This is a genomic window from Undibacterium sp. Ren11W (assembly GCF_049340485.1).
Classification (GTDB): Bacteria; Pseudomonadota; Gammaproteobacteria; order Burkholderiales; family Burkholderiaceae_D; genus Undibacterium.
This window is the reverse complement of the sequence record NZ_JBMPPB010000002.1, coordinates 240,377-258,951: the sequence shown is the minus strand read 5'-3', so window position 1 is coordinate 258,951 and position 18,575 is coordinate 240,377. Positions and strand designations below refer to the sequence as shown.

The 18,575-nt window shown below is 49.8% G+C and carries 19 protein-coding genes; 13 read left to right on the top strand and 6 right to left on the bottom strand.

Going from position 1 to position 18,575, the window contains the following annotated elements; translation table 11 throughout:
• Nucleotides 1-108: 108 nt before the first annotated feature.
• The 11 genes from ACO0K8_RS07775 (at nucleotide 109) to ACO0K8_RS07725 (ending at nucleotide 8,660) form a co-directional block, all read left to right on the top strand.
• Entirely contained in the window at nucleotides 109-399 is a 291-nt protein-coding gene (locus ACO0K8_RS07775) for a DUF3144 domain-containing protein (RefSeq protein ID WP_422946083.1), read from the top strand.
• A gap of 420 nt (nucleotides 400-819) precedes the next feature.
• Nucleotides 820-1,293, top strand: coding sequence for a nuclear transport factor 2 family protein (locus tag ACO0K8_RS07770; RefSeq protein ID WP_422946082.1), 474 nt, complete (start codon nucleotides 820-822; stop codon nucleotides 1,291-1,293).
• Between the two features lie 223 nt (nucleotides 1,294-1,516).
• On the top strand, nucleotides 1,517-1,966 hold the full coding sequence (locus ACO0K8_RS07765; RefSeq protein ID WP_422946081.1) for a hypothetical protein: 450 nt from the start codon (nucleotides 1,517-1,519) through the stop codon (nucleotides 1,964-1,966).
• A 425-nt stretch (nucleotides 1,967-2,391) separates the two neighbouring features.
• Nucleotides 2,392-3,360, top strand: a complete 969-nt coding sequence (lepB, locus tag ACO0K8_RS07760; protein WP_422946080.1) for a signal peptidase I — start codon at nucleotides 2,392-2,394, stop codon at nucleotides 3,358-3,360.
• Nucleotides 3,361-3,434: 74 nt separating this feature from the next.
• Entirely contained in the window at nucleotides 3,435-4,271 is an 837-nt protein-coding gene (locus ACO0K8_RS07755; RefSeq protein WP_422946079.1) for a hypothetical protein, read from the top strand.
• Nucleotides 4,272-4,519: 248 nt separating this feature from the next.
• A complete protein-coding gene (locus tag ACO0K8_RS07750; protein WP_422946078.1) occupies nucleotides 4,520-5,008 on the top strand; it encodes a T6SS immunity protein Tdi1 domain-containing protein in 489 nt (162 codons plus the stop codon).
• 103 nt (nucleotides 5,009-5,111) lie between these two features.
• Nucleotides 5,112-5,552: a hypothetical protein gene (locus ACO0K8_RS07745; RefSeq protein ID WP_422946077.1), complete on the top strand. Its 441-nt coding sequence runs from the start codon at nucleotides 5,112-5,114 to the stop codon at nucleotides 5,550-5,552.
• A 113-nt stretch (nucleotides 5,553-5,665) separates the two neighbouring features.
• Nucleotides 5,666-6,499 carry a hypothetical protein gene (locus ACO0K8_RS07740; protein WP_422946076.1) on the top strand — a complete coding sequence of 278 codons (834 nt, stop codon included), beginning with the start codon at nucleotides 5,666-5,668 and terminating at the stop codon, nucleotides 6,497-6,499.
• 141 nt (nucleotides 6,500-6,640) lie between these two features.
• The gene (locus ACO0K8_RS07735) at nucleotides 6,641-7,018 is read left to right on the top strand and encodes a hypothetical protein (RefSeq protein WP_422946075.1); all 378 of its coding nucleotides are present in this window, start codon (nucleotides 6,641-6,643) and stop codon (nucleotides 7,016-7,018) included.
• A 44-nt stretch (nucleotides 7,019-7,062) separates the two neighbouring features.
• Complete coding sequence (locus ACO0K8_RS07730) at nucleotides 7,063-7,707, top strand: DUF6928 family protein (protein WP_422946074.1); 645 nt, start codon at nucleotides 7,063-7,065, stop codon at nucleotides 7,705-7,707.
• A gap of 404 nt (nucleotides 7,708-8,111) precedes the next feature.
• Nucleotides 8,112-8,660 (top strand): excalibur calcium-binding domain-containing protein, encoded by a 549-nt coding sequence (locus tag ACO0K8_RS07725; protein ID WP_422946073.1) that lies wholly within the window; start codon nucleotides 8,112-8,114, stop codon nucleotides 8,658-8,660.
• 160 nt (nucleotides 8,661-8,820) lie between these two features.
• Here the strand turns inward: ACO0K8_RS07725 and ACO0K8_RS07720 are convergent, their stop codons facing one another.
• Nucleotides 8,821-9,003, bottom strand: a complete 183-nt coding sequence (locus ACO0K8_RS07720; RefSeq protein ID WP_422946072.1) for a hypothetical protein — start codon at nucleotides 9,001-9,003, stop codon at nucleotides 8,821-8,823.
• 131 nt (nucleotides 9,004-9,134) lie between these two features.
• Here ACO0K8_RS07720 and ACO0K8_RS07715 point away from each other — a divergent pair, with 131 nt between their 5' ends.
• A complete protein-coding gene (locus tag ACO0K8_RS07715) occupies nucleotides 9,135-9,794 on the top strand; it encodes an SGNH/GDSL hydrolase family protein (RefSeq protein WP_422946071.1) in 660 nt (219 codons plus the stop codon).
• Nucleotides 9,795-10,015: 221 nt separating this feature from the next.
• Nucleotides 10,016-10,807, top strand: a complete 792-nt coding sequence (locus ACO0K8_RS07710; protein ID WP_422946070.1) for a CPBP family intramembrane glutamic endopeptidase — start codon at nucleotides 10,016-10,018, stop codon at nucleotides 10,805-10,807.
• 319 nt (nucleotides 10,808-11,126) lie between these two features.
• Here ACO0K8_RS07710 and prsT read toward each other — a convergent pair whose 3' ends face one another.
• The 5 genes from prsT to ACO0K8_RS07685 all read right to left on the bottom strand — a co-directional run bounded on the left by prsT (nucleotide 11,127) and on the right by ACO0K8_RS07685 (nucleotide 18,517).
• A complete protein-coding gene (prsT, locus tag ACO0K8_RS07705; RefSeq protein ID WP_422946069.1) occupies nucleotides 11,127-13,904 on the bottom strand; it encodes an XrtA/PEP-CTERM system TPR-repeat protein PrsT in 2,778 nt (925 codons plus the stop codon).
• Nucleotides 13,905-14,183: 279 nt separating this feature from the next.
• Complete coding sequence (locus tag ACO0K8_RS07700) at nucleotides 14,184-15,290, bottom strand: GNAT family N-acetyltransferase (protein WP_422946068.1); 1,107 nt, start codon at nucleotides 15,288-15,290, stop codon at nucleotides 14,184-14,186.
• 39 nt (nucleotides 15,291-15,329) lie between these two features.
• A complete protein-coding gene (locus ACO0K8_RS07695) occupies nucleotides 15,330-16,370 on the bottom strand; it encodes an SDR family oxidoreductase (RefSeq protein ID WP_422946067.1) in 1,041 nt (346 codons plus the stop codon).
• Nucleotides 16,371-16,387: 17 nt separating this feature from the next.
• On the bottom strand, nucleotides 16,388-17,668 hold the full coding sequence (locus ACO0K8_RS07690) for a nucleotide sugar dehydrogenase (protein ID WP_422946066.1): 1,281 nt from the start codon (nucleotides 17,666-17,668) through the stop codon (nucleotides 16,388-16,390).
• A gap of 63 nt (nucleotides 17,669-17,731) precedes the next feature.
• Nucleotides 17,732-18,517, bottom strand: a complete 786-nt coding sequence (locus tag ACO0K8_RS07685; RefSeq protein ID WP_422946065.1) for a S1 family peptidase — start codon at nucleotides 18,515-18,517, stop codon at nucleotides 17,732-17,734.
• Nucleotides 18,518-18,575: the final 58 nt, after the last annotated feature.

Below are 18,575 nucleotides of genomic sequence, written 5' to 3'. Positions count from 1 at the left end.
TGAAGTCTGAACTAGAATTAAAGAGAAACGAAAAAAAACTAAAGCGGTTAACATCGAAATAAAATTAAGTGATGCTAAGCACATTGATAACCAGCACAGGTATTTACAATGACTGAAATAGTTGATGATTCCTTCTACGCACGCGCCGACGCGCACATCAATCTCTCGAATGAGCAACTGAACGATGTCGGCATTGGAAAAGTAAGCGCCTCAATGATGTACAGCGTAGCCCGGTTTAATGCATGGGTAAGCGCACGCGGCTTTGAGTCTGCAAGTGACATGAGCGCAGCACGAAATGAAACAATTGATTATTTTCTTATTCAGTATAGAGAGATGCTCAAAGACAATCTTGACGATTACATCGCCAACTTCGAAAAGTACATGAGGGCAAAACCGTGATTGCCCAAATTAAAGTGCTCAGCATAGAAACAAGCTAAAGCGACGCTGAGCACTTTGCTGGTAGCCCCCCCCATCAAAAACCAGCCAAAGAATATACTCCCCTATTTTTTTAATGAATTAAGCCATTTGCGCATATATCCATTGCGCAATAAAAAAACACTAGGGGGAGTATGACCAGTATTCGTATGCAAAAACCAAAATAAATATCAAATTAACTATTTTTTGATGCTAAAATTTAATTGCTTCGTAGTGCTTTTTTTAATGCTGATTGAAGATACGCTGCATGGTTTGAAAGCGAATCTGCAAGTAGGCTTAAGAGAGTTTTCTCTCAACATATTTTGCGACAAAAGTCCTTTGCACCAGTCGCGCTGACGGACATACCTAGCCACCAAGAGACATCTCAGTTTTTCCGGATATCACATGAAAACATCAATCAGTATTCGTCGCCTTGCCTTGATGCTGCCATTGTTATGGCAGGTGCCTGTAGTAGCCAACACGACGAGCTTTGATGCGGCACTTAGCACACATCTTGCGGCGATTGAAAACAGAGATTGGGTCGCGTTTGAGTCGACCTTAACTGAAGCTGATACTTTGACTTTCATCTTACCCAATGGCCGACTTTCGAAGTCCAGCGCAGAGTTCAAGAAATCAACTCAAGCTTGGCTGGCTGATCGGGACTGGTCGTGGTCATATCAAATATTAAGCACGACATCCAATGCCAACGCTGGCGTCGCCGTGCTTGATGTTAAATACGCGGACCTGGACGAGGCTGGAGTCGAATACAAGATGCATTACTTGCTCAGCTTGGTATTCAACAAGGAGCGTGGAGGCTGGAGATTGATGCATGATCAGAATACGCTCTTATCAAAGTACGCCGTAAGCCACAATAAGTAGGACGTCAATCGCCACAGGCGTATTGCGCCGTATGGAATTCTTTTTGTAAATACGGGCCATCGATCAGCTCGATAGCGCCTTATGCCTTGCAGTTTAGCGCTAACTTTAAGCACTTTTCTAGCACCGCTAACTACGCATATTCGCCGTCTGCTTTTCTCTATGATCGCATTGCTGCTTGCATTTAATCCTCAGCTAAGACGCTGGGCTTCACTTTAAGCTAATCATGAGCTACCACGTTTCAATCATAAGAACATCTAATCCAATTGGGGCGGCAGAAGTTGCTGCGGCTGTTTCACTTATGCCAGCGTGGAAATTCGATGAAACGCGCCTTGAAGCAACTTGTAGCATCGACATCGACGCTAAGCAAACCCTCACAGTTTGGCTGCAAGATGGAGAACTCTGGACCAAGAACCCATCAGAGTTAGCAATTATTGAAATGCTGAAGCTAGCTCAGCAGCTCAACGCGCGTGTTCGGGGCGATGAGTTTGAGACCTATCGTACTGCGACAGAAACCTACAATCATCCCGACGATGACGAACTGAAGAAGGCCGCCGAGCTAGAAATTCAATCGATAGTTCGCGGCACAAAGAAAAGACAATGGCTACTCAATGCCATCATTCTTGGCTTCTTTATCGCGTTAGCCTTGGTCGCAAAGAATTGCTCTGGAGCGTGACACCCGCGCAAGTAACCAACAGCAAAGTGCTCAGCTTCGCTTTAACTTATTTCTACGCTGAGACTTTGCTGGCAGCCCCATCAAAAACCAGCCAAAGAATATACTCCCCCTACTTTTTTATAATATAGGCCATTTGCCCATACATTCATTGCGCAACAAAAAACACTAGGGGGAGTATGCCCTTTAGCGAGAGCACCTTGCTGCGCAATGGCATGCCTATACTGATCTGACTGAACCGGCATGATAGGCATATCGCAAGCCATGAAGACAGGTAAAAAAAACAATTAAATATTAAATTAGCTAACTTTAATGATAATATTTAGTGCCTCGCAAGACCATTTTTTACGTTATTTACGCGGGTTGGTGATTTCGTACATTGCTAGAAAGCGAAGCTGCAAGTTGGATCACTAAGGTTTCAACTGAAAATGGTTTCAACTGAAAATGCCAAGCAACAAAAATCCGATTCAGTCGTCATGTTGACGGACCTATCTATTGGACCACGTAAAGGAATGTGCATGAACTGGAAGCCGAATAAGTGGGCAGCGACAGTGCTGGCAATGATTTTCCCTCCGCTGGGAATGCTTTATTTGAATCAGTTACGACTTGCAGGCGTTTACTTTGCACTCGTTATTCTATTGGGACTCATACAATTTTGGCTGGCATTGTCAGGTTTTGTTCTGCCCCTGAAAGTGCTGATATCTCTATTTGCTGCGGTGCATGCCTACCGTATTTCGGTCCGAGACTATGTAATCGGAAGCAGGGCGTGGTTCAGTCGCTGGTATGGGCTATTTGGCGTAGCACTAGCGGCGTTCAGTTCTATGGTCTGTTTTCGGGCCGTTTTGTATGAGCCATTTCACATTCCCTCCCAGTCCATGCTTCCTTCAATACCAGAGGGCGCATACATCGTCGTGCAGAAATTTGGTTATGGCAACTACAAGACGAGTTCTGGCCTGCGAATCGCCAAAAAACCGGTGAGTGCGGCCATCATAAGAGGAGATGTCATGGTCTTTGAATACCCAAACGATAGGAGCGTAAATTACGTTTTCCGGGTGATTGGTTTGCCTGGTGACCATATCGAATACAGCGACAAACAACTCCTTATCAACGGCAAACCATTATCGTCTGAAGTCGGCACTGCGCAGCTGCGTAGCAAAATATTCACCGAGGCTGCAGGTCCGACAAGCTACCAGGTTGCAATTGAAAACGACGCACCGGCAAAGAATTTTTCAACAGACGTCAACCCGGGCCATTTGTTCTTGATGGGCGACAATCGGGATAACGCAAACGATAGTCGATATTGGGGGCAACTTCCTTATGACCTTCTCGTGGGAAAAGTCGTGTATGTGCTCAAGAGCAGCGCGACCCAAGCCAGCAGTCAAGCGAATGCCGAGTAAGTGAGGCTTGTGTTTTCTAGCCTGCCTGAGGCACTGCATCACTTTTGCGTTGGACCACATTTTAGGAGTAAGTTTTGAAAACTTTGCTAACGGCCCTACTACTGACTGCCAGTTGCCACGTGCTGGCTGAATGCAAGCCTTTCAAGGGACTTGAGGGCGTGGTTTCATTAGAACCGTGCAGGGCTGGCGATACTTGTGTACCTGCCACTGAAGCGTTTTATCAATACTTAACAAAGAAAACTGAAGAAAGTGACGATCCAACTGTCCTCAATTTCAGCGCGCATGCTAGCCCATGGCACTTATACGACAGTGAAATGCGAATTCTCAACATCGAAGATGTTGCCGAAATGATGAAACCCTATATTCAAGGAGGAGTGAAGCGGATAGTACTCAAAGCCTCCTGGAGCGCAGTGTCGCCTGATCGCGGCGAAAAATCTTTAACACGCAAACTCTCCGAGGCTCTTGGTGGTTTTCCGGTTGAAGGGGCTGATGGATTTCTTTGGATCTCCAAGGATGGCTCGATCAGGACTACCCATCAAGCGACGACGTTTTTCCAAGGAGGTGGTCCCTACCAAATAAAATCGGGGAGCGAAGTGTTTGCATCAATGCTTGTCGGCTGGCAAGCCTCGCTTGAAGATGTCTTTTTGCGAGACAAAAACGCAAATGGCATCAATGCTGCCGGGGCAGCTTGGGACATATTCTATCTTTGCCCTGAACGTGCCTTGCAAGCATTTGAAACAGCGGCACGTTACGATAACCCGATTGCCGCCTACAACGCCGCTATGATCCGGCTAGAACGGAAATCAAAAAGCGATTTGACCGCAGCGACCGCACTACTCTCGCAAGCGGCCAAAGCAGGCGACCAGAAAGCGCAAACACGTTTAGCAATGCTGAGCAAACCGGCGCGCTAACGACTATGCACTCTTCGACTTTTGAATATTTTCGTTGGTTCAAAGGCCGTAAGGCGCATTAGGTAATGCCGTAAGCCACAATAAGTAGGGAGTCAGTCGCCGCAGGCGTATTGCGCCGATTGGAATTGTTCATAGACGACTTGCGGCGCAATCGATGAAACCCATTGCCCTACCGATTGCTGGTTACGGGCTTTTTATTAAAACCGTGGCGGTGCTCCCGTCACATCTGCCTTTGGCTCCAAATGCATATGAGCGATATCGAATTGTTTGCACCTATCAATGATCTGGCACACGGCGATGCGCTAGAAGACTGGCGCTGGCTGGTTGGATCTAAGGCGCAAGCGCTTTTGCTCACCGCTATGGGCGACCTGTTCGTCACAAAACCAAATTTCTTAGGTCAACAGCCCATTTTCTTACTCGACCCTAACGTTGGAGCATTCACGAAAGTAACTAGCAATAGGGCCGCGCTTAAAGCTCGTATCGCAGCGCCTGACATCGAAGTATCTAGCTGGCTAAAGTATGAACTACTGCAGGAGTTGCATCGTCAGCTTGGCGCACTTGCACCGGGCAACTGCTATTCACCCAGAGTGCCCGCGTCATTGGGCGGCAGCTATGAGCATGACAATTTCGAACAAGCCGACTGGAGGGTACATTTATCTGTTCTCGGCCAAGTGCATCAACAAATTAAAGATTTACCTCCTGGCACCAGCATTTCAAAAATTGAGCTAAGCAAATGAGCCTATGCGTTCTATTAGGATTTTGGGTCTACGCTCACCAAGCTAACTCGGCGTTCAACTCGTACGCCGCTTAACTCAAAACTTTTCAAAACCTTAAATCCCTATGACGAAACTTGACGACACCTCTTGGCATTTATCGAGCGAAGAATTTTCTGAGGATCTACCCGAGGAAAATTCGGCCACCCATATAGGAATGTTCGTTGCGTGGGCTATACATAACGATCTGTGGGGAGAAATCCCTGGCGGTGACTGGGCGGGTCCTATGCAACAAGTTCGCAAGCATGAGATCAGCGGTAGCAGATTCGTACTTGAGCAATGCGATGGAAAGTTGTTCTCCGAAATGCTCAATGAGAAAGGTGCCCTGTTCGCCGGGTGGTACTACGACCATTACACCAAAGACTATCAATGCACGCTAGCCCAGGACCTGGAGTCAGATTATCACGTATCAGATACCAGAGAAAACTATGAACGCATGGCCGGGGTGTTGAGTGCAAAGTATAAAAAATTCACGCTAAGACGAAAGCCTTGGTGGAAATTTTGGTAAGAGATCAAAACATGAGCGTTGATTGTGACGCCGCCCTATCGTTCTTTCTTGGTGCTAGCTGCAATGCGCAGCGTGCATCACTTTTGCGTTGAGCCACATTTTAGGAGTAAGTTTTGAAGACTTTGCTATCAGCCCTGCTACTGACTGCCAGTTGCCACGTGCTGGCCGAATGCAAGCCTTTCAGAGGGCTTAAGGGTGTAGTTTCATTAGAGCAGTGCGCGGCTGGCGATAATTGTGTGCGTGCGGCTGAAGCTTTGTTCAAATACGCAGGAATGAAAACTGAAGAAAACCAAGATCCAACTACCCTCGTTGTCTTTATGCATGCTAGCCCATGGCGTTTTTACGACAAAGAGAATCGCATTGTCAGCATTGAAGATATCGCCAAAATGGTAAGGCCAGATATTAAGGGAAAGGTGAATCGGATAATTCTCAAAGCCTCCTGGAGCGGCGTGCCGCCTGCTCACGGCGAAAAATCCTTAGCAAGCAAACTCTCCGAGGCACTTGGTGGTTTTCCGGTTGAAGGCGCTGATGGCTTTCTTTGGATCGCCGAGGATGGCTCGACCAGGACCAGTCACCAAGCGTTTACAGTTTTCATAGGAGAGCTCTACAAAATACCGGCTGGGCGCGAATTGTTTATCTCTATGGTGGTCGGCTGGCCAGCATCGTATGAAGAGGCTTTTTTGCGCGACAAAAATTCAGAGGGAATCAACGCTGCCGGGGAAGCTTGGGATACCTTCTATCTTTGCCCTGAACGTGCCTTGCGGGCATTTGAAACAGCGGCGCGTTACGATAACCCGATTGCCGCCTACAACGCCGCTCTGATCCGACTAGAACGGAAATCAAAAGGCGATTTGAAAGCAGCGACCGCGCTACTTTCGCAAGCGGCCAAAGCAGGCGACCAGAAAGCGCAAACACGTTTAGCGATGCTGAGCAAACAGCCGCGCTAATGACTATGCACTCTTCAACTTTTGAAGGTTTTCCTTGGCCCAAGCTCGGGTGCAACCGGACTGTCGTCTACCAATGGCCCTCATCCAAAAAACCTAAAACTATGCCAAATACTGCGTCCTGTCCCGTGCGAAAGCCGCCCCATGATTGAGTTTATCTTTGAACTTCTTGGCGAGTTTCTGCTTCAGGTCATCGTTGAAGCGTTTATAGAAATAGGGTTTCATTCTTTTGCAGAGCCGTTACGCCGGCCGCCAAATCCCTGGCTGGCAGCCATAGCTCTCATACTGTTAGGTGCCATTCTCGGCGGCCTCAGTCTGCTGGTCTTTCCGAATAATCTGGTGCCACAGGCTTGGCGTGTTTTCAATCTCATTGCGACCCCGATTGCGGTGGGCGCGGCCATGACTATCATTGGTGCCTGGCGCGCAAGTAGTGGCCAATCGTTGTTACGGATTGACCGCTTTTCGTACGGCTATTTGTTTGCTCTTAGCATTGCTTTGGTGCGTTTCAATTTCGCGGTATAAGGCAATCCAAAACCGGTGGATCTGGACATTAAAAGGAAGCGTTAATGGGAGCAAAAACCTGGATGCTGGTGTACAGCAATGGCAATGTGAGCGAGCTACTGCGAGGCAAGCCTGCATTAGATCGTCCTGCTAGCCTTGCTCTTGCCAAAAAGCTGTTTCCAGAGCACAGACTAAACCCGCAGGATGATGTCGATTTATCTTTCACCTGCCCGCGTGGCAAGGACTTATTCATCGCTTGCTATCCTGGGGTGACGATCATCGCAGCGAAAGAATTTGCGATCGACTACCCGTCTCACTTACCGACAAAATTTCTTGACCCTAGGCTAGGCAATACGCTTTATTTTCATGCGATGCATAGCGTGGTTGATTGGTTTGCCTATGCGATCTGGAAAAAGGGAAAACTCCTCAGATCGCTGAGCGTGTCGCCAGACAGTGGCGTGCTTGAAGACCTGGGACCACGACTAAGCTTTGAAGAGCCGTATTGGAATGGACAACATCCTGCGCTTGATCCGGAAGAAGATGCCTCTGCCTATCCCTTGGTATTTCACCCCTTAGAGCTAGGCGAAGCGGCATTGCTAGAATTTTTCGGCTATCAGTTGGAGGGAGAGTTAGACCCAACTCAGATAGAACCCAGCCAAATCCCTTTGATGTGTTTCAAACGCTCAAAAAGCTGGTGGAAATTTTGGTGAGGTATTGCTTAATTGCGTGGCTATCAAGGTCGCGGCATTTTCCATCCTTAGCGCGTTAGACGAGACAGCGACCAAAGCGAGCAAAAGGGGCTGCATCGACATCATTTAAAGCGATGCTGATAAAACCAGCCAAAGGATATACTCCCCTATTTTTTTAATAGTATAGACCATTTGCGCATATATTCATTGCGCAATAGAAAAACACTAGGGGGAGTATGCTCAGGCATAAGGCGTATGCAAAGCTCACTAATTAAAATAAAACAATGTTAAATTTACTAATTTATTGATAGAATGAAAAGCAATTGCAATAAGGTTTTTTATGGTTTTTTTACCGATTAAATCTTCAGTCCGTCTCTGAAAAATCATGTTGCAAGCGCGTTTTGAGCGATTTATCTTAAAACATCATGTGTCACACCTCCGCTTCGCCCATTTCGGTGAAGTATCTATTTTTTAGGCTTTACCTCATGCACGGCTATCGCAAATTGCGCTTCACTCATCTGCTCGCTTTACCAATGTTTAAATCAATTGTCTTGGCATTCGCCCTGGCCCAGCTGCTATTCACATCTGCTGTGGCGCTGGCCACTCCGGTGTACAAGTGCAGCGTCAATGGGATAGTGAATTATCAGCAGGGCCCATGCCAGCCGGATAGCCGCAAGCCTCCTACCGTTGAAGAGCTCAATGCCGAGCGACATAAGAAACTGGCGCAAGAAGCGCAACGCCCGACCAGCCCCAAGCAGCAGTCCAGTAGCTCCGCTAAGCCTGAGGCCGCCGCAGCAGAACCAAGCAAGCTGCCTGTTTCAGCGCGCCCATCATTCAAGTGCGATCAGCGAAAACATTGCAGCCAAATGACTTCATGCGCAGAGGCAAAGTATTTTTTGTCGAATTGCCCTGGCGTAAAAATGGATGGCGATAGAGACGGCATTCCATGCGAAGAACAGTTATGCACTCACTAAAGCCAGCTAGAATCTAAATGAGACCATCCATAGTATGGCGAGGCATTGTTTAATTGAGCGCCGATACAGTTTTAGCTCAATTTAGGCGCTCAATCCAGATACTTATTTTTTAGGTTTTTATGCATACTCGCTGGCGCATCTTTGCGACATTGACCGGTATTCACCTGACGTTGCTGGCATACGCGCCGCCGTCGATTGCGCCCTTGCTGGCGGGATCGATATACTTCCCGCTGTGGCCGCTTAAGGCAATGGGTATTCCGGTGTTTGGGGTGGCAGAGTCCGGCGGCTGGGCCGCGCCATCACTGCTGGGCTGGCTGCTGCTCGCTTGTCTTTGGTCTGCCATATGGTTCGCAACCGCCAGCCTTCTATCTCGTCTTTTCACAAAAAGAACTAAGCATATCTAATTGATTTTTGGTATCAGGCCACCTCGCCGCTACGCAATGCTAACTTCAAAAAACCTACACCGGAGTCGCCATGCAACACATCCTCGTCTATTCTGATTCTTTGTCCTGGGGCCTGGTTCCTATGACGCGCCAGCGCTTACTGTTTGAGCAGCGCTGGCCGGGCGTGCTGGAGCTCGCTCTTGGTTCTGATCAAAAAGTGCGCGTCGTCGAAGATTGTCTGAATGGCCGGCGTACCGTATGGGATGATCCTTTTAAACCCGGGCGTAACGGGCTGGCCGGCTTGGCGCAACGTATAGAAATCCACTCGCCGTTAGCGTTGGTGATACTGATGTTGGGCACCAACGATTTTCAATCCATGCATGAGCACAAGGCCTGGCATGCGGCGCAAGGTATTAGTGCACTGGTCGCGGCGATCCGCAGCGCGCCTATCGAACCGGGCATGCCAGTGCCACCAATACTGGTGCTGGTGCCGCCAGCCTTACGCACTCCGCAAGGCCCGATTGCAGCAAAATTTGAGGGTGGTGAAAAAAAATGTCTGGGCTTGGCCGCCGCCTATCGCAAGGTGTGCGAAGAACTGGGCTGCCATTTCTTCGATACGGGCAGCGTGATCACGGCCAGCAAGCTCGATGGGGTGCATCTTGATCTGGATCAGCATTTACTGCTTGGTGAGGCCGTGGCCGAAGTCGTCAAAGCGCTGCATTTGAAAAGTGTGGGCAGCAATAAGCGCTAGCGTATTGCGCCGCATGGAAACTCAAAGCTCCCCTGCCAGCGCGCATAGAATATGCGCCGTAGCCGGGCTCACCGTGCCGCTTTTGTAAGCGCGGCTTGCGCCCGATTACACTGCATTAATCGGGCCTACGGCTTTTTTTCTTACCGGTTAATTTTGCAACTTGCAACTTGAAATGTAAAACATGAAGCATCAACAAAGACGCGCATGACGACTGCCAGGCGATGACTACACCAGAGATTAAGAAAAATCATCCTTTGGCATTTTTTGCTCTGGTGCTGGGATTGAGTGCGCCTTTTTGGATCATCAGCATAGGCTCAGGCAAGAGCGCGCTGCCGGATAATATTCCCGTCACCGATATCGGCGCCACACTAAGCCCTCTGATTGCCGCTTGCCTGCTGGTCTACCTCGAGAATGGCAAGCTAGGTTTGCAGCGTTTTCTGGCACGCATCTTTGACGTCAAGAAGATCCAGGACCGGCGATGGCTGATCGCGGCGATACTGGTACTGCCAGCGCTATATTTAGTGACTTACGCGGTGATGAGATGGGCGGCGCTGCCGATTCCGCAGCACCTCAATCTGTCTATGGCATTGCCTGGCACGCTGGCGATGTTCACGATAGCCGCAACGGTAGAAGAACTGGGCTATACCGCCTACGCCACCGATGCATTGCAAAAAAAATTCTCGGCCATCAGCACAGCGCTGTTGGTCGGCCTGCCTTGGGCCTTGTGGCATCTTCCGTCCATGATCAAGATGGAACAAAGCACACCACTGATCATCTGGGGGCTAGTGGCAACCGTTGCCTTCCGGGTCATCACTGTTTGGATCTATAACAACTCGAATCGCTCGCTGTTTGCGGTGCTCATCGCGCACGCGATTGGCACCACCGCCAGAACTGCGTTTCCCGGTGGCCGTCACGGCTATGAGTTGGCTGATGGTTCGATCAGCTATGCCATCATCATCCTGGCAGCGATCACCGTCACGCTGCTTTGGGGGCCGCGTACTTTGCGTCGATAGCCAGGACGTATCACATATTGCCGGGCATGGAATCTCAAAACACCCCCCTGCCAGCGCGCATATCCGGTGCGGGTTTGCGGCCTATATGCCTGGAGAAGCGCATGGGCTATGCGTGGTGGCAGGGGGCATTTTGGCTTTTGCATTGTCTCTGCATCGCCCGATTACGCTGCGCTAATCAGGTCTACGCGGGCTGGCATGCGCTATGCTTTGCCGGATTTTTACGCGAAAAAAAAGGACATGCTCAGCTCAGCATGTCCTTCTCTGTATGCGGCAATCCTAAGTCAGCTGGTTTGGCTGCCTTAGCATGGTTAGCTCAGATTTATTTCAGCAAGGCCTTTACTTCATCTAGCTTGGCAAAAGGTTTTTTGCTGGCGACGATGTATTCCAGCTCTTTTTGTGCCTTGGCTTTATCGCCTGATTTGAGCAAAGCCATGGCGTAGTGATAGCGTACGTCGAGTACCTCAGGCATGCCGGCACTGGCTTTTTCTAGTAAGGGCAGGCCGCGTGCCAGATCGCCTTTTTCTACCAGGATCCAGCCCAGGGTATCCATCACCACTGGCGTGTTCTCGGCCAATTTATTTGCTTTCTCGGCGTACTCCAGGGCGCGCGGATCTTTCTCTTCGCCGTAGGCCCATGCCAGATTATTCAAGACCATGACACTCTCAGGCGCAGTTTTTAAGATCAGTTGTAGCTGCTCTATATACGCCGACTTATTCTTCTGGTTCGGCATATTGTAGTTGGCCAGATACATACGGGTCTCGTTGTCGGCTGGATGATCCTTGAGCCATTTATTGATGCGCAGATCGGCATCTTTGGCTTTGCCATCGGCCAGCATCGCGCCATGCAGCTTGATGATGAGGTTACCGTTCTGGTTGAGTTTATAGGCCTTCTCGTAGGCTGTTAGGGCAGCGGCGGCTTTTTTCTGCTGCATTAGCACATCGCCTTCCATGATGAAACCGGCCGGTGATTTGTCATGGTCTTTCTGAATCTGACGGCTTAATGTCAGCACCTCGTCGAGACTGCCTTTTTTAGCCAGTAGCGAGCCCAGTGCCAGTTGCGCCTCGAAATAATGCGGATCGATACCCAGGGTTTTTTTCAAGGCATCGATAGCAGCAGCAGTATCATTGAGCCCGATATGCGCGCCGGCTACCTTGTATTGATTCTGTGCCGATCCTGGCATCATGGCCGCCAGTTTTTGATAACTATCCAAGGCTCCGGCTTTGTCGCCCACGCCCAGTTTGGTCATCGCCAGCAATTCCATAAAGTCCGCCTCGGTGGGGTGGCTGGCCTGGGCTTTTTTGGCAAGATCGAGTGCTTTGTCTTTTTCGCCCAAGGACATCAAGTATTGCGTCTGCATTTGCGCAATACCGGGATTATCCGGATGCTCGGTAGTGCCTAGCAATAGCCATTTTTTCGCTTCCGCCTCTTTCTTTTCAGTGATCGCCAGATTGGCCAGCGCCACGATCACTTGCAGATTTTTCTTGTCTTGCTCTAACACCGCTTCTAAGCGTTTTCTGGCCGCTTCGGGTTTCTTGTCTTGATAATCCATGCGCGCCAGATTCAGCACCGAGGGGAAATAATTCGTTTGCAGGGTCAGAGCTTTTTCAAAACTGGCGCGGGCTTTTACCAGGTCTTTCTTTTCCAGATAAATCGCGCCTTTCAGGTTTTGTATGACCGGATTAGTAGGCTGTTCTTTCTCGGAGGCGTTGGCCGCTGCCAGTGCTTTATCGCCTTCTTTCATGCGCATGTGGGTCATGATCAACAGCACTCCGGCGTTGCTCGATTTGGCATCGAGCTCTTTCGCTTTTTCCAGCTCGGCGATGGCACTACCATTGTCTCCCATACTCAACCTACTCAGGCCCAGGGCGGTGTGATACTCGACCGATTTGGGTGCCAAGGCACTGGCTTTTTCGAAAGACTCGGTGGCTTTGTTGAAGTTTTTCTGTTGCATATAGGATTCACCGGCCAGCGCAAATAACTGGCTATCCTCTTTCTGCGTGAGTAGCAGCGGTTCGATCAGGGCCAATGCCGCTTTGCTGTCGCCACCCTTCATCACGCTGCTGATCAAGAGTTTTTGCGCGTACAGATTATTCGGATTTTTCTCCAGGTACTTTCTTAAAAAACGCTCGGCTTGCGCATACGAACCCATCGCCATTTGTACTGAGCCGGACAAGAGTAAGCCTGGCAGATAATCGGGTGCCAATTTTTGAACTTGCTGCAGAGATTCCCAGGCTGGTGCAAATTTATCCTGACTGAAATCGAGTAAAGCCTGAGTGTAAAAAACCAGTACGGCATTGCCACCAATTTTTTTAGCGGCAAGGATGTCTTTTTGCGCTTCCTCATATTTTTTCAGGCCGATTTCAATCTCGGCTTTTGCGACAAAGGCAGCACCGTTCTCGGACTCGACTTTGGCGGCCTCGTCAAAAGCGGTCAAGGCTTCAGGAAACTTGCTTTGCGCTCTTAATAAATTTGCCTTAAACATCAGCACCCGGCTGTTTTTTGGATTTTTGCTGACCGCGATATCGGCATACCGGTGGGCAGCTTCCATATCGCCGTCGCTAATGGCCAGTGAGGCCAGACCGATCAGGGCATCGGGATAATTCGGGTCGATTTTTAAGACCTGTTCGAAAGTCTCTTTCATCTCGGGCTTTTTGCCCAAAGCCATATACGCGTTGCCGCGCAGACTGATGAAAGCCGGGTCAGTTTTAGCACGCGGGTCTTGCGCCGTATCATCCAAAACTTGCTGGGCTTTGCCCAACATCAGCTTGGCTCTGGAGAGACCGGGCAAGGCGGTAGCAGGGCTGACACCCAGACTGACCGCCTTTTGTAATTCTTTTTCTGCCGACAGGGCATCGCCGGCTTCCAGATAGATAGTGCCAAGTAAGTAGCGCGCGTCTTTATTATTGGCGTCTTGTTGTAAGGCGTTTTTGAGCTGAATAATGGCAGCCTTATTGTCGCCTTTTTGCTGATACTGTTTGGCATCAGCGAGAAACTTATCCGTGCTTTGGGTCTTACCACAGGCACTTAAACTCACAGCCAGTAGCAGCGTGCTGGTAAGCAGGGCGACCGACGAATATTTTTTATTGCTGTTCGACATAGTTAATCCTTGTTGACTCACATAAAGACGGGCTAAACCACAGAAACTCTTATTCAAACACTACGTTTTTCAAGGTTACACCACTTTTCACTTGTATCCTATCTGGCAGAAATGTAAACCTTGGCTAGCGGTAAAAAAAACCCAATTTGTTGCGCCAATTGATCTCATTCGCCCTGCCGCAACAGCGCATCGCCAGACAGCATGCCCACGGCGCATATCCCATGCGGCTTAGCGGCCAGACTGGCTGAAAACCCGCATGGAATATGCGCTGTGGCGGCATCATGTTTTGAAAACCCGTTGTATACGCTGCAGCAGGCGTTTGCTGTGCTTCCGCCCTAAATGCCAGAACGCCGCCAAGATGCCGGTGGCGCTACGTAAGTTGTAGGCGCGCAGGCCCCAGCGTTCGCGCCTATCTGACATCCAATCCTGTTTATAGGCATCGTCGCCGGTCAGATAATCGACTTCGCTGACACCATCAATCTCTATCACCTGGCGCATCATATGGCAGGTGAGCAAAGAGCCGATAGAGAGTGGCGTGTAGCGCTCATCGTAGGCGAGCTTGTAAATTAAGGCACGGCCTCGATGCACGATCCAGAATTGCGCTGCCACCGCCTGCCCGTCCAGGTAGGCAAGCGCCAGCCGCAAGCTGCCTTGTTGCGCGCAGCTGCGCATCAGGGCCGCGATAAATTGTGGCTGCGCTTCAGAGGGCTTCCAGCTGGAGCGATAGACTTGTTCATAATCGGCCAACGCGCTTGGCAACTCAGCTTCAGTTTGCACCAGCTTGAACTGCAAATTATTATTTTTGCCGGCTTGCTTTTGCTTCTTTTTTAGGGTGTTTTTCAGGCGCGATGGCAGGCTCTCGAAATACTCAGGAAAACTGCGGCCATTCAGTTTGAGATACCAATTTCCAAAACAAAAATAGCGCTGCACTGCCATCCCGGCCGCCCGGCAGGCGCTCTCGATTGCGGGTAATTGCATGCTGTCCAGCGCCAGCGGATGCAGATCGAGACTGCTCCAGCGCGGCACTTCTTGGGCAATCTGATGCAGTAAAAAATTCAGATCGTCCTCAGTCACTTCTTGAGCGGATGCGCGTATCAGACTGAACAGCGAGCTATAGTAATTGGAGGCGGCGAGTAAAGCAGGCGAGCGCCCTAGTTTGTGTTTGCGGGCATTAATTTTGTCCTTAACGCATAGCGGCAGCAACAACAAGGCTTGGCCATTTTTCTCTAAGCCATACAGGCGCAAGCTGTGCTCTGCTCCCAGCGATTCGGCATACAAGGTTTGTAGCCAGGAAAAACTAGCGAAAAAATTCGATGCAGCATCGGCCTCCAGCATCAAGTTTTGATAGGCGGCAGGCAGGTCTTCTAATCGTGTAAATACGCGCACTGCTCGCATCAATAAAACCCTGGCTGGCGACGCATGGGCTTACTCAGCCTGGCTCAGCAAATTCTGCTTATACCATTGCATGGCTTCATGCAGCCCCTGGTCTACCCTATGCGTAGGCTGATAACCGAGCAGTTTCTTCGCTTTGCTAATGTCCGCCTGAGAATGCCGGATGTCACCGTTACGAAAATTTTCGTAAGTGGCATGATGCTGCGCCAGATGTGGGAAATCGTCGATTAATAAGGCTTTCATCATTTGATACAGCTGATTGAGGCTGGTGCTATCGTTGAGTGCCACGTTATAAACCTGGTTGCCAGCTTCAGGATTGTCGCTCAGTGCAGCCAGCAAATTGGCTTGTACGACGTTGGCGACAAAACAAAAATCGCGCGTGGTTTCACCGTCGCCATTGACATGCAAGGTCCGGTTTTTAATCAGAGCCGCCACCCATTGCGGTATCACTGCCGCGTACGCACCGTTTGGATCCTGACGCGGGCCAAACACATTGAAGTAACGCAGACCGATAGTATCGAGGCCATAGCAACGCGCAAACACGTCGGCATACAGTTCATTGACATATTTGGTGACCGCATACGGTGACAAGGGCTTGCCTATGACCGCCTCGACCTTGGGCAGATCGGGGTGATCGCCATAGGTAGAACTGGAGGCCGCATACACAAAGCGCTTTACTTTGGCGTCGCGCGCGGCGGTGATGATGTTCAGGTAGCCAGTGACGTTATTCGCATTGGTCAGGATAGGATCTTCCAGCGAGCGCGGGACTGAGCCTAGCGCGGCATGGTGCAAGACATAATCGACACCCTGGCAGGCAAGCTGGCAATCTTTAAAATTGGTGATGTCACCGACTATCATCTGAAAATTCTTGAATAAGTCGGGTCCCACCAGAGCCTGCACCTGATCCAGATTATGCTGATAGCCCGTCGAAAAATTATCCAGGCCACGCACTTTCTGATTCAGCTTGAGCAAAGTTTCCAGCAAATTTGAACCGATGAAACCAGCCACACCGGTGATTAACCAGGTGGCTTGATGACTGTGTAGCACTTGCTGTACATCTTCAAATTTAGTCATTTTTAATACAGGTAAAATTACAAACGCCAGACAGTAAATCCCGCCGCGCGCAAGGCGCTTTGATCGTATTTTGATTTAATATCGACGAAGCAGGCGTCGGCACTTGACTTAGCCTGGTAGTCGGACAAGGGACGCGCTATCAGTTCTGCATGCGAGACGGCGGCAATCGTCACCGTAGCCAGCGGTAAATCATCCCATGCTTCTAGTTTCAGGCCGTATTCATGTTCCGCCTCGGCGCTATCGGCCAAAGGATCGTGGATGTGCACATCGACGCCGTAAGACTGCAGCTCAAAAATCATATCGGCTACTTTAGAATTGCGTAAATCCGGGCAATTTTCTTTGAAGGTCAAGCCCATCACGTTCACCACGCAGCCTTTCACATGATGGCCAGCCTTGATGATCTCTTTGACGACTTTTTCGGCGATAAACTTGGCCATGCCGTCGTTAATTCTACGACCGGCTAAGATCACTTGTGGGTGATAGCCCAGCATGTCGGCCTTGTGGGTCAGGTAGTAAGGATCGACACCGATGCAATGGCCGCCTACCAAACCAGGACGGAAGTTCAGGAAATTCCATTTGGTACCAGCCGCCTGCAATACTTCCAGCGTATCGATGCCTATCATATCGAAAATAATCGCCAGTTCGTTCATCAGCGCGATATTCAGATCGCGCTGGGTATTTTCTATGACCTTGGCGGCCTCGGCCACCTTGATGCTAGTGGCTCGGTGCACGCCTGCGCGGATGATGGTTTCATACAGTTTGGCAATTTTGTCGAGGGTCTCGGCATCATCGCCAGAGACGATTTTTAAGATGCTGGTTAAGGTATGTTCTTTGTCACCGGGATTAATCCGCTCGGGTGAAAAACCGACATGAAAATCTTCTTTCCATTTCAAGCCAGAATGTTTTTCCAATACCGGTATGCAGACTTCTTCAGTTGCGCCCGGATACACAGTGGACTCGTAGATCACGATGGCGCCGCGCTTCATGTGCTTACCTACAGTAACGCTGGCACCAATGAGCGGTGTGAAATCTGGATTATGTGCCAGATCGACCGGCGTCGGCACGGCGATCACCACATAATCGGCTTGCGCCAGAGTGCTGGGATCGGTACTCACGCTGAGGTGGCGCGCAGCTTCTAACTCCGGAGTCGACAGCTCGCCGGTAGGATCAATAAATTTTTGGTAACTGGCGATTTTTTTTTCGGATAGATCAAAGCCTATCGTCGTCATTTTTTTACCGAACTCTACTGCCAGCGGCATGCCCACATATCCCAGTCCTACCACGCCTACGATAGTCATAAAATTCTCACCTCAATAAAATTAAAATAAATCGACATCATTTCTGATATCGCGGGCCTGGCTTTACATCTTTTTTTGCAGTAATTCTTGGACAAAGTTAACCGGTATTGCATAACTGATGCCGCTAGGATTGGTGATTGCGGTTTCTTTAAGGCCTTTCACAAAGACCAGATTGATGACCCCAATGACGCGCCCGGTTTCGGTGTCGTAGACCGGACTGCCGCTATTACCCGGATAGGCGGTGGCATCTAGTTGAAATACAGAATACGGTGCACGGCGTAGTTGCGCCACCACTTTGGGATCGAGCCGGCGCGAATCTATTCCAGGTTTAACGATAGGCGTAATCGCCGCGATCGTGCCTTTATGTGTGGCACGGTGGAAGCCCAAAGTGATCGCTAGCGGAAAACCGGTGAACGCGATCGCCTGACCTTCTAGCACACTGCCGGCGTCGCCTAGTTCTAAAGCCGGGATCGGACTGCCTGTGACTCTGAGTCTGGCCAGATCATGTTCTTCATCGATGGCGACGATGGTGGCGGCTCTAAATTCTGTGCCCTCGCCTTTGGCGACCAAGATTCCCAGACTAGCATCCGCGCCGTTTTCGGTGTTCGCTTTAAATGAGCCATTGACCACATGGGCGTTGGTGATGACGGTCAGCCCATCGCCCACCACAAAACCGGTGCCAGAGAAACTGACGGCGGGAGCGCGGGTTTTTTCAAAAGTGGCGATCGCCACCACCGAGGGCTTGATATTTTTTACAATGCTGGGAAAATCTGCGGCGCATACCGATGCTGCAGCTGCCAAGCTTAGGGCGGTGCATAAAACATACTTTAGGAATGACAAATTATTCATGTTGTAGGGAATAAATTTCCGTTAAAAAAACTGTTTTAGCGTCTGTGCTGCCTAGCTA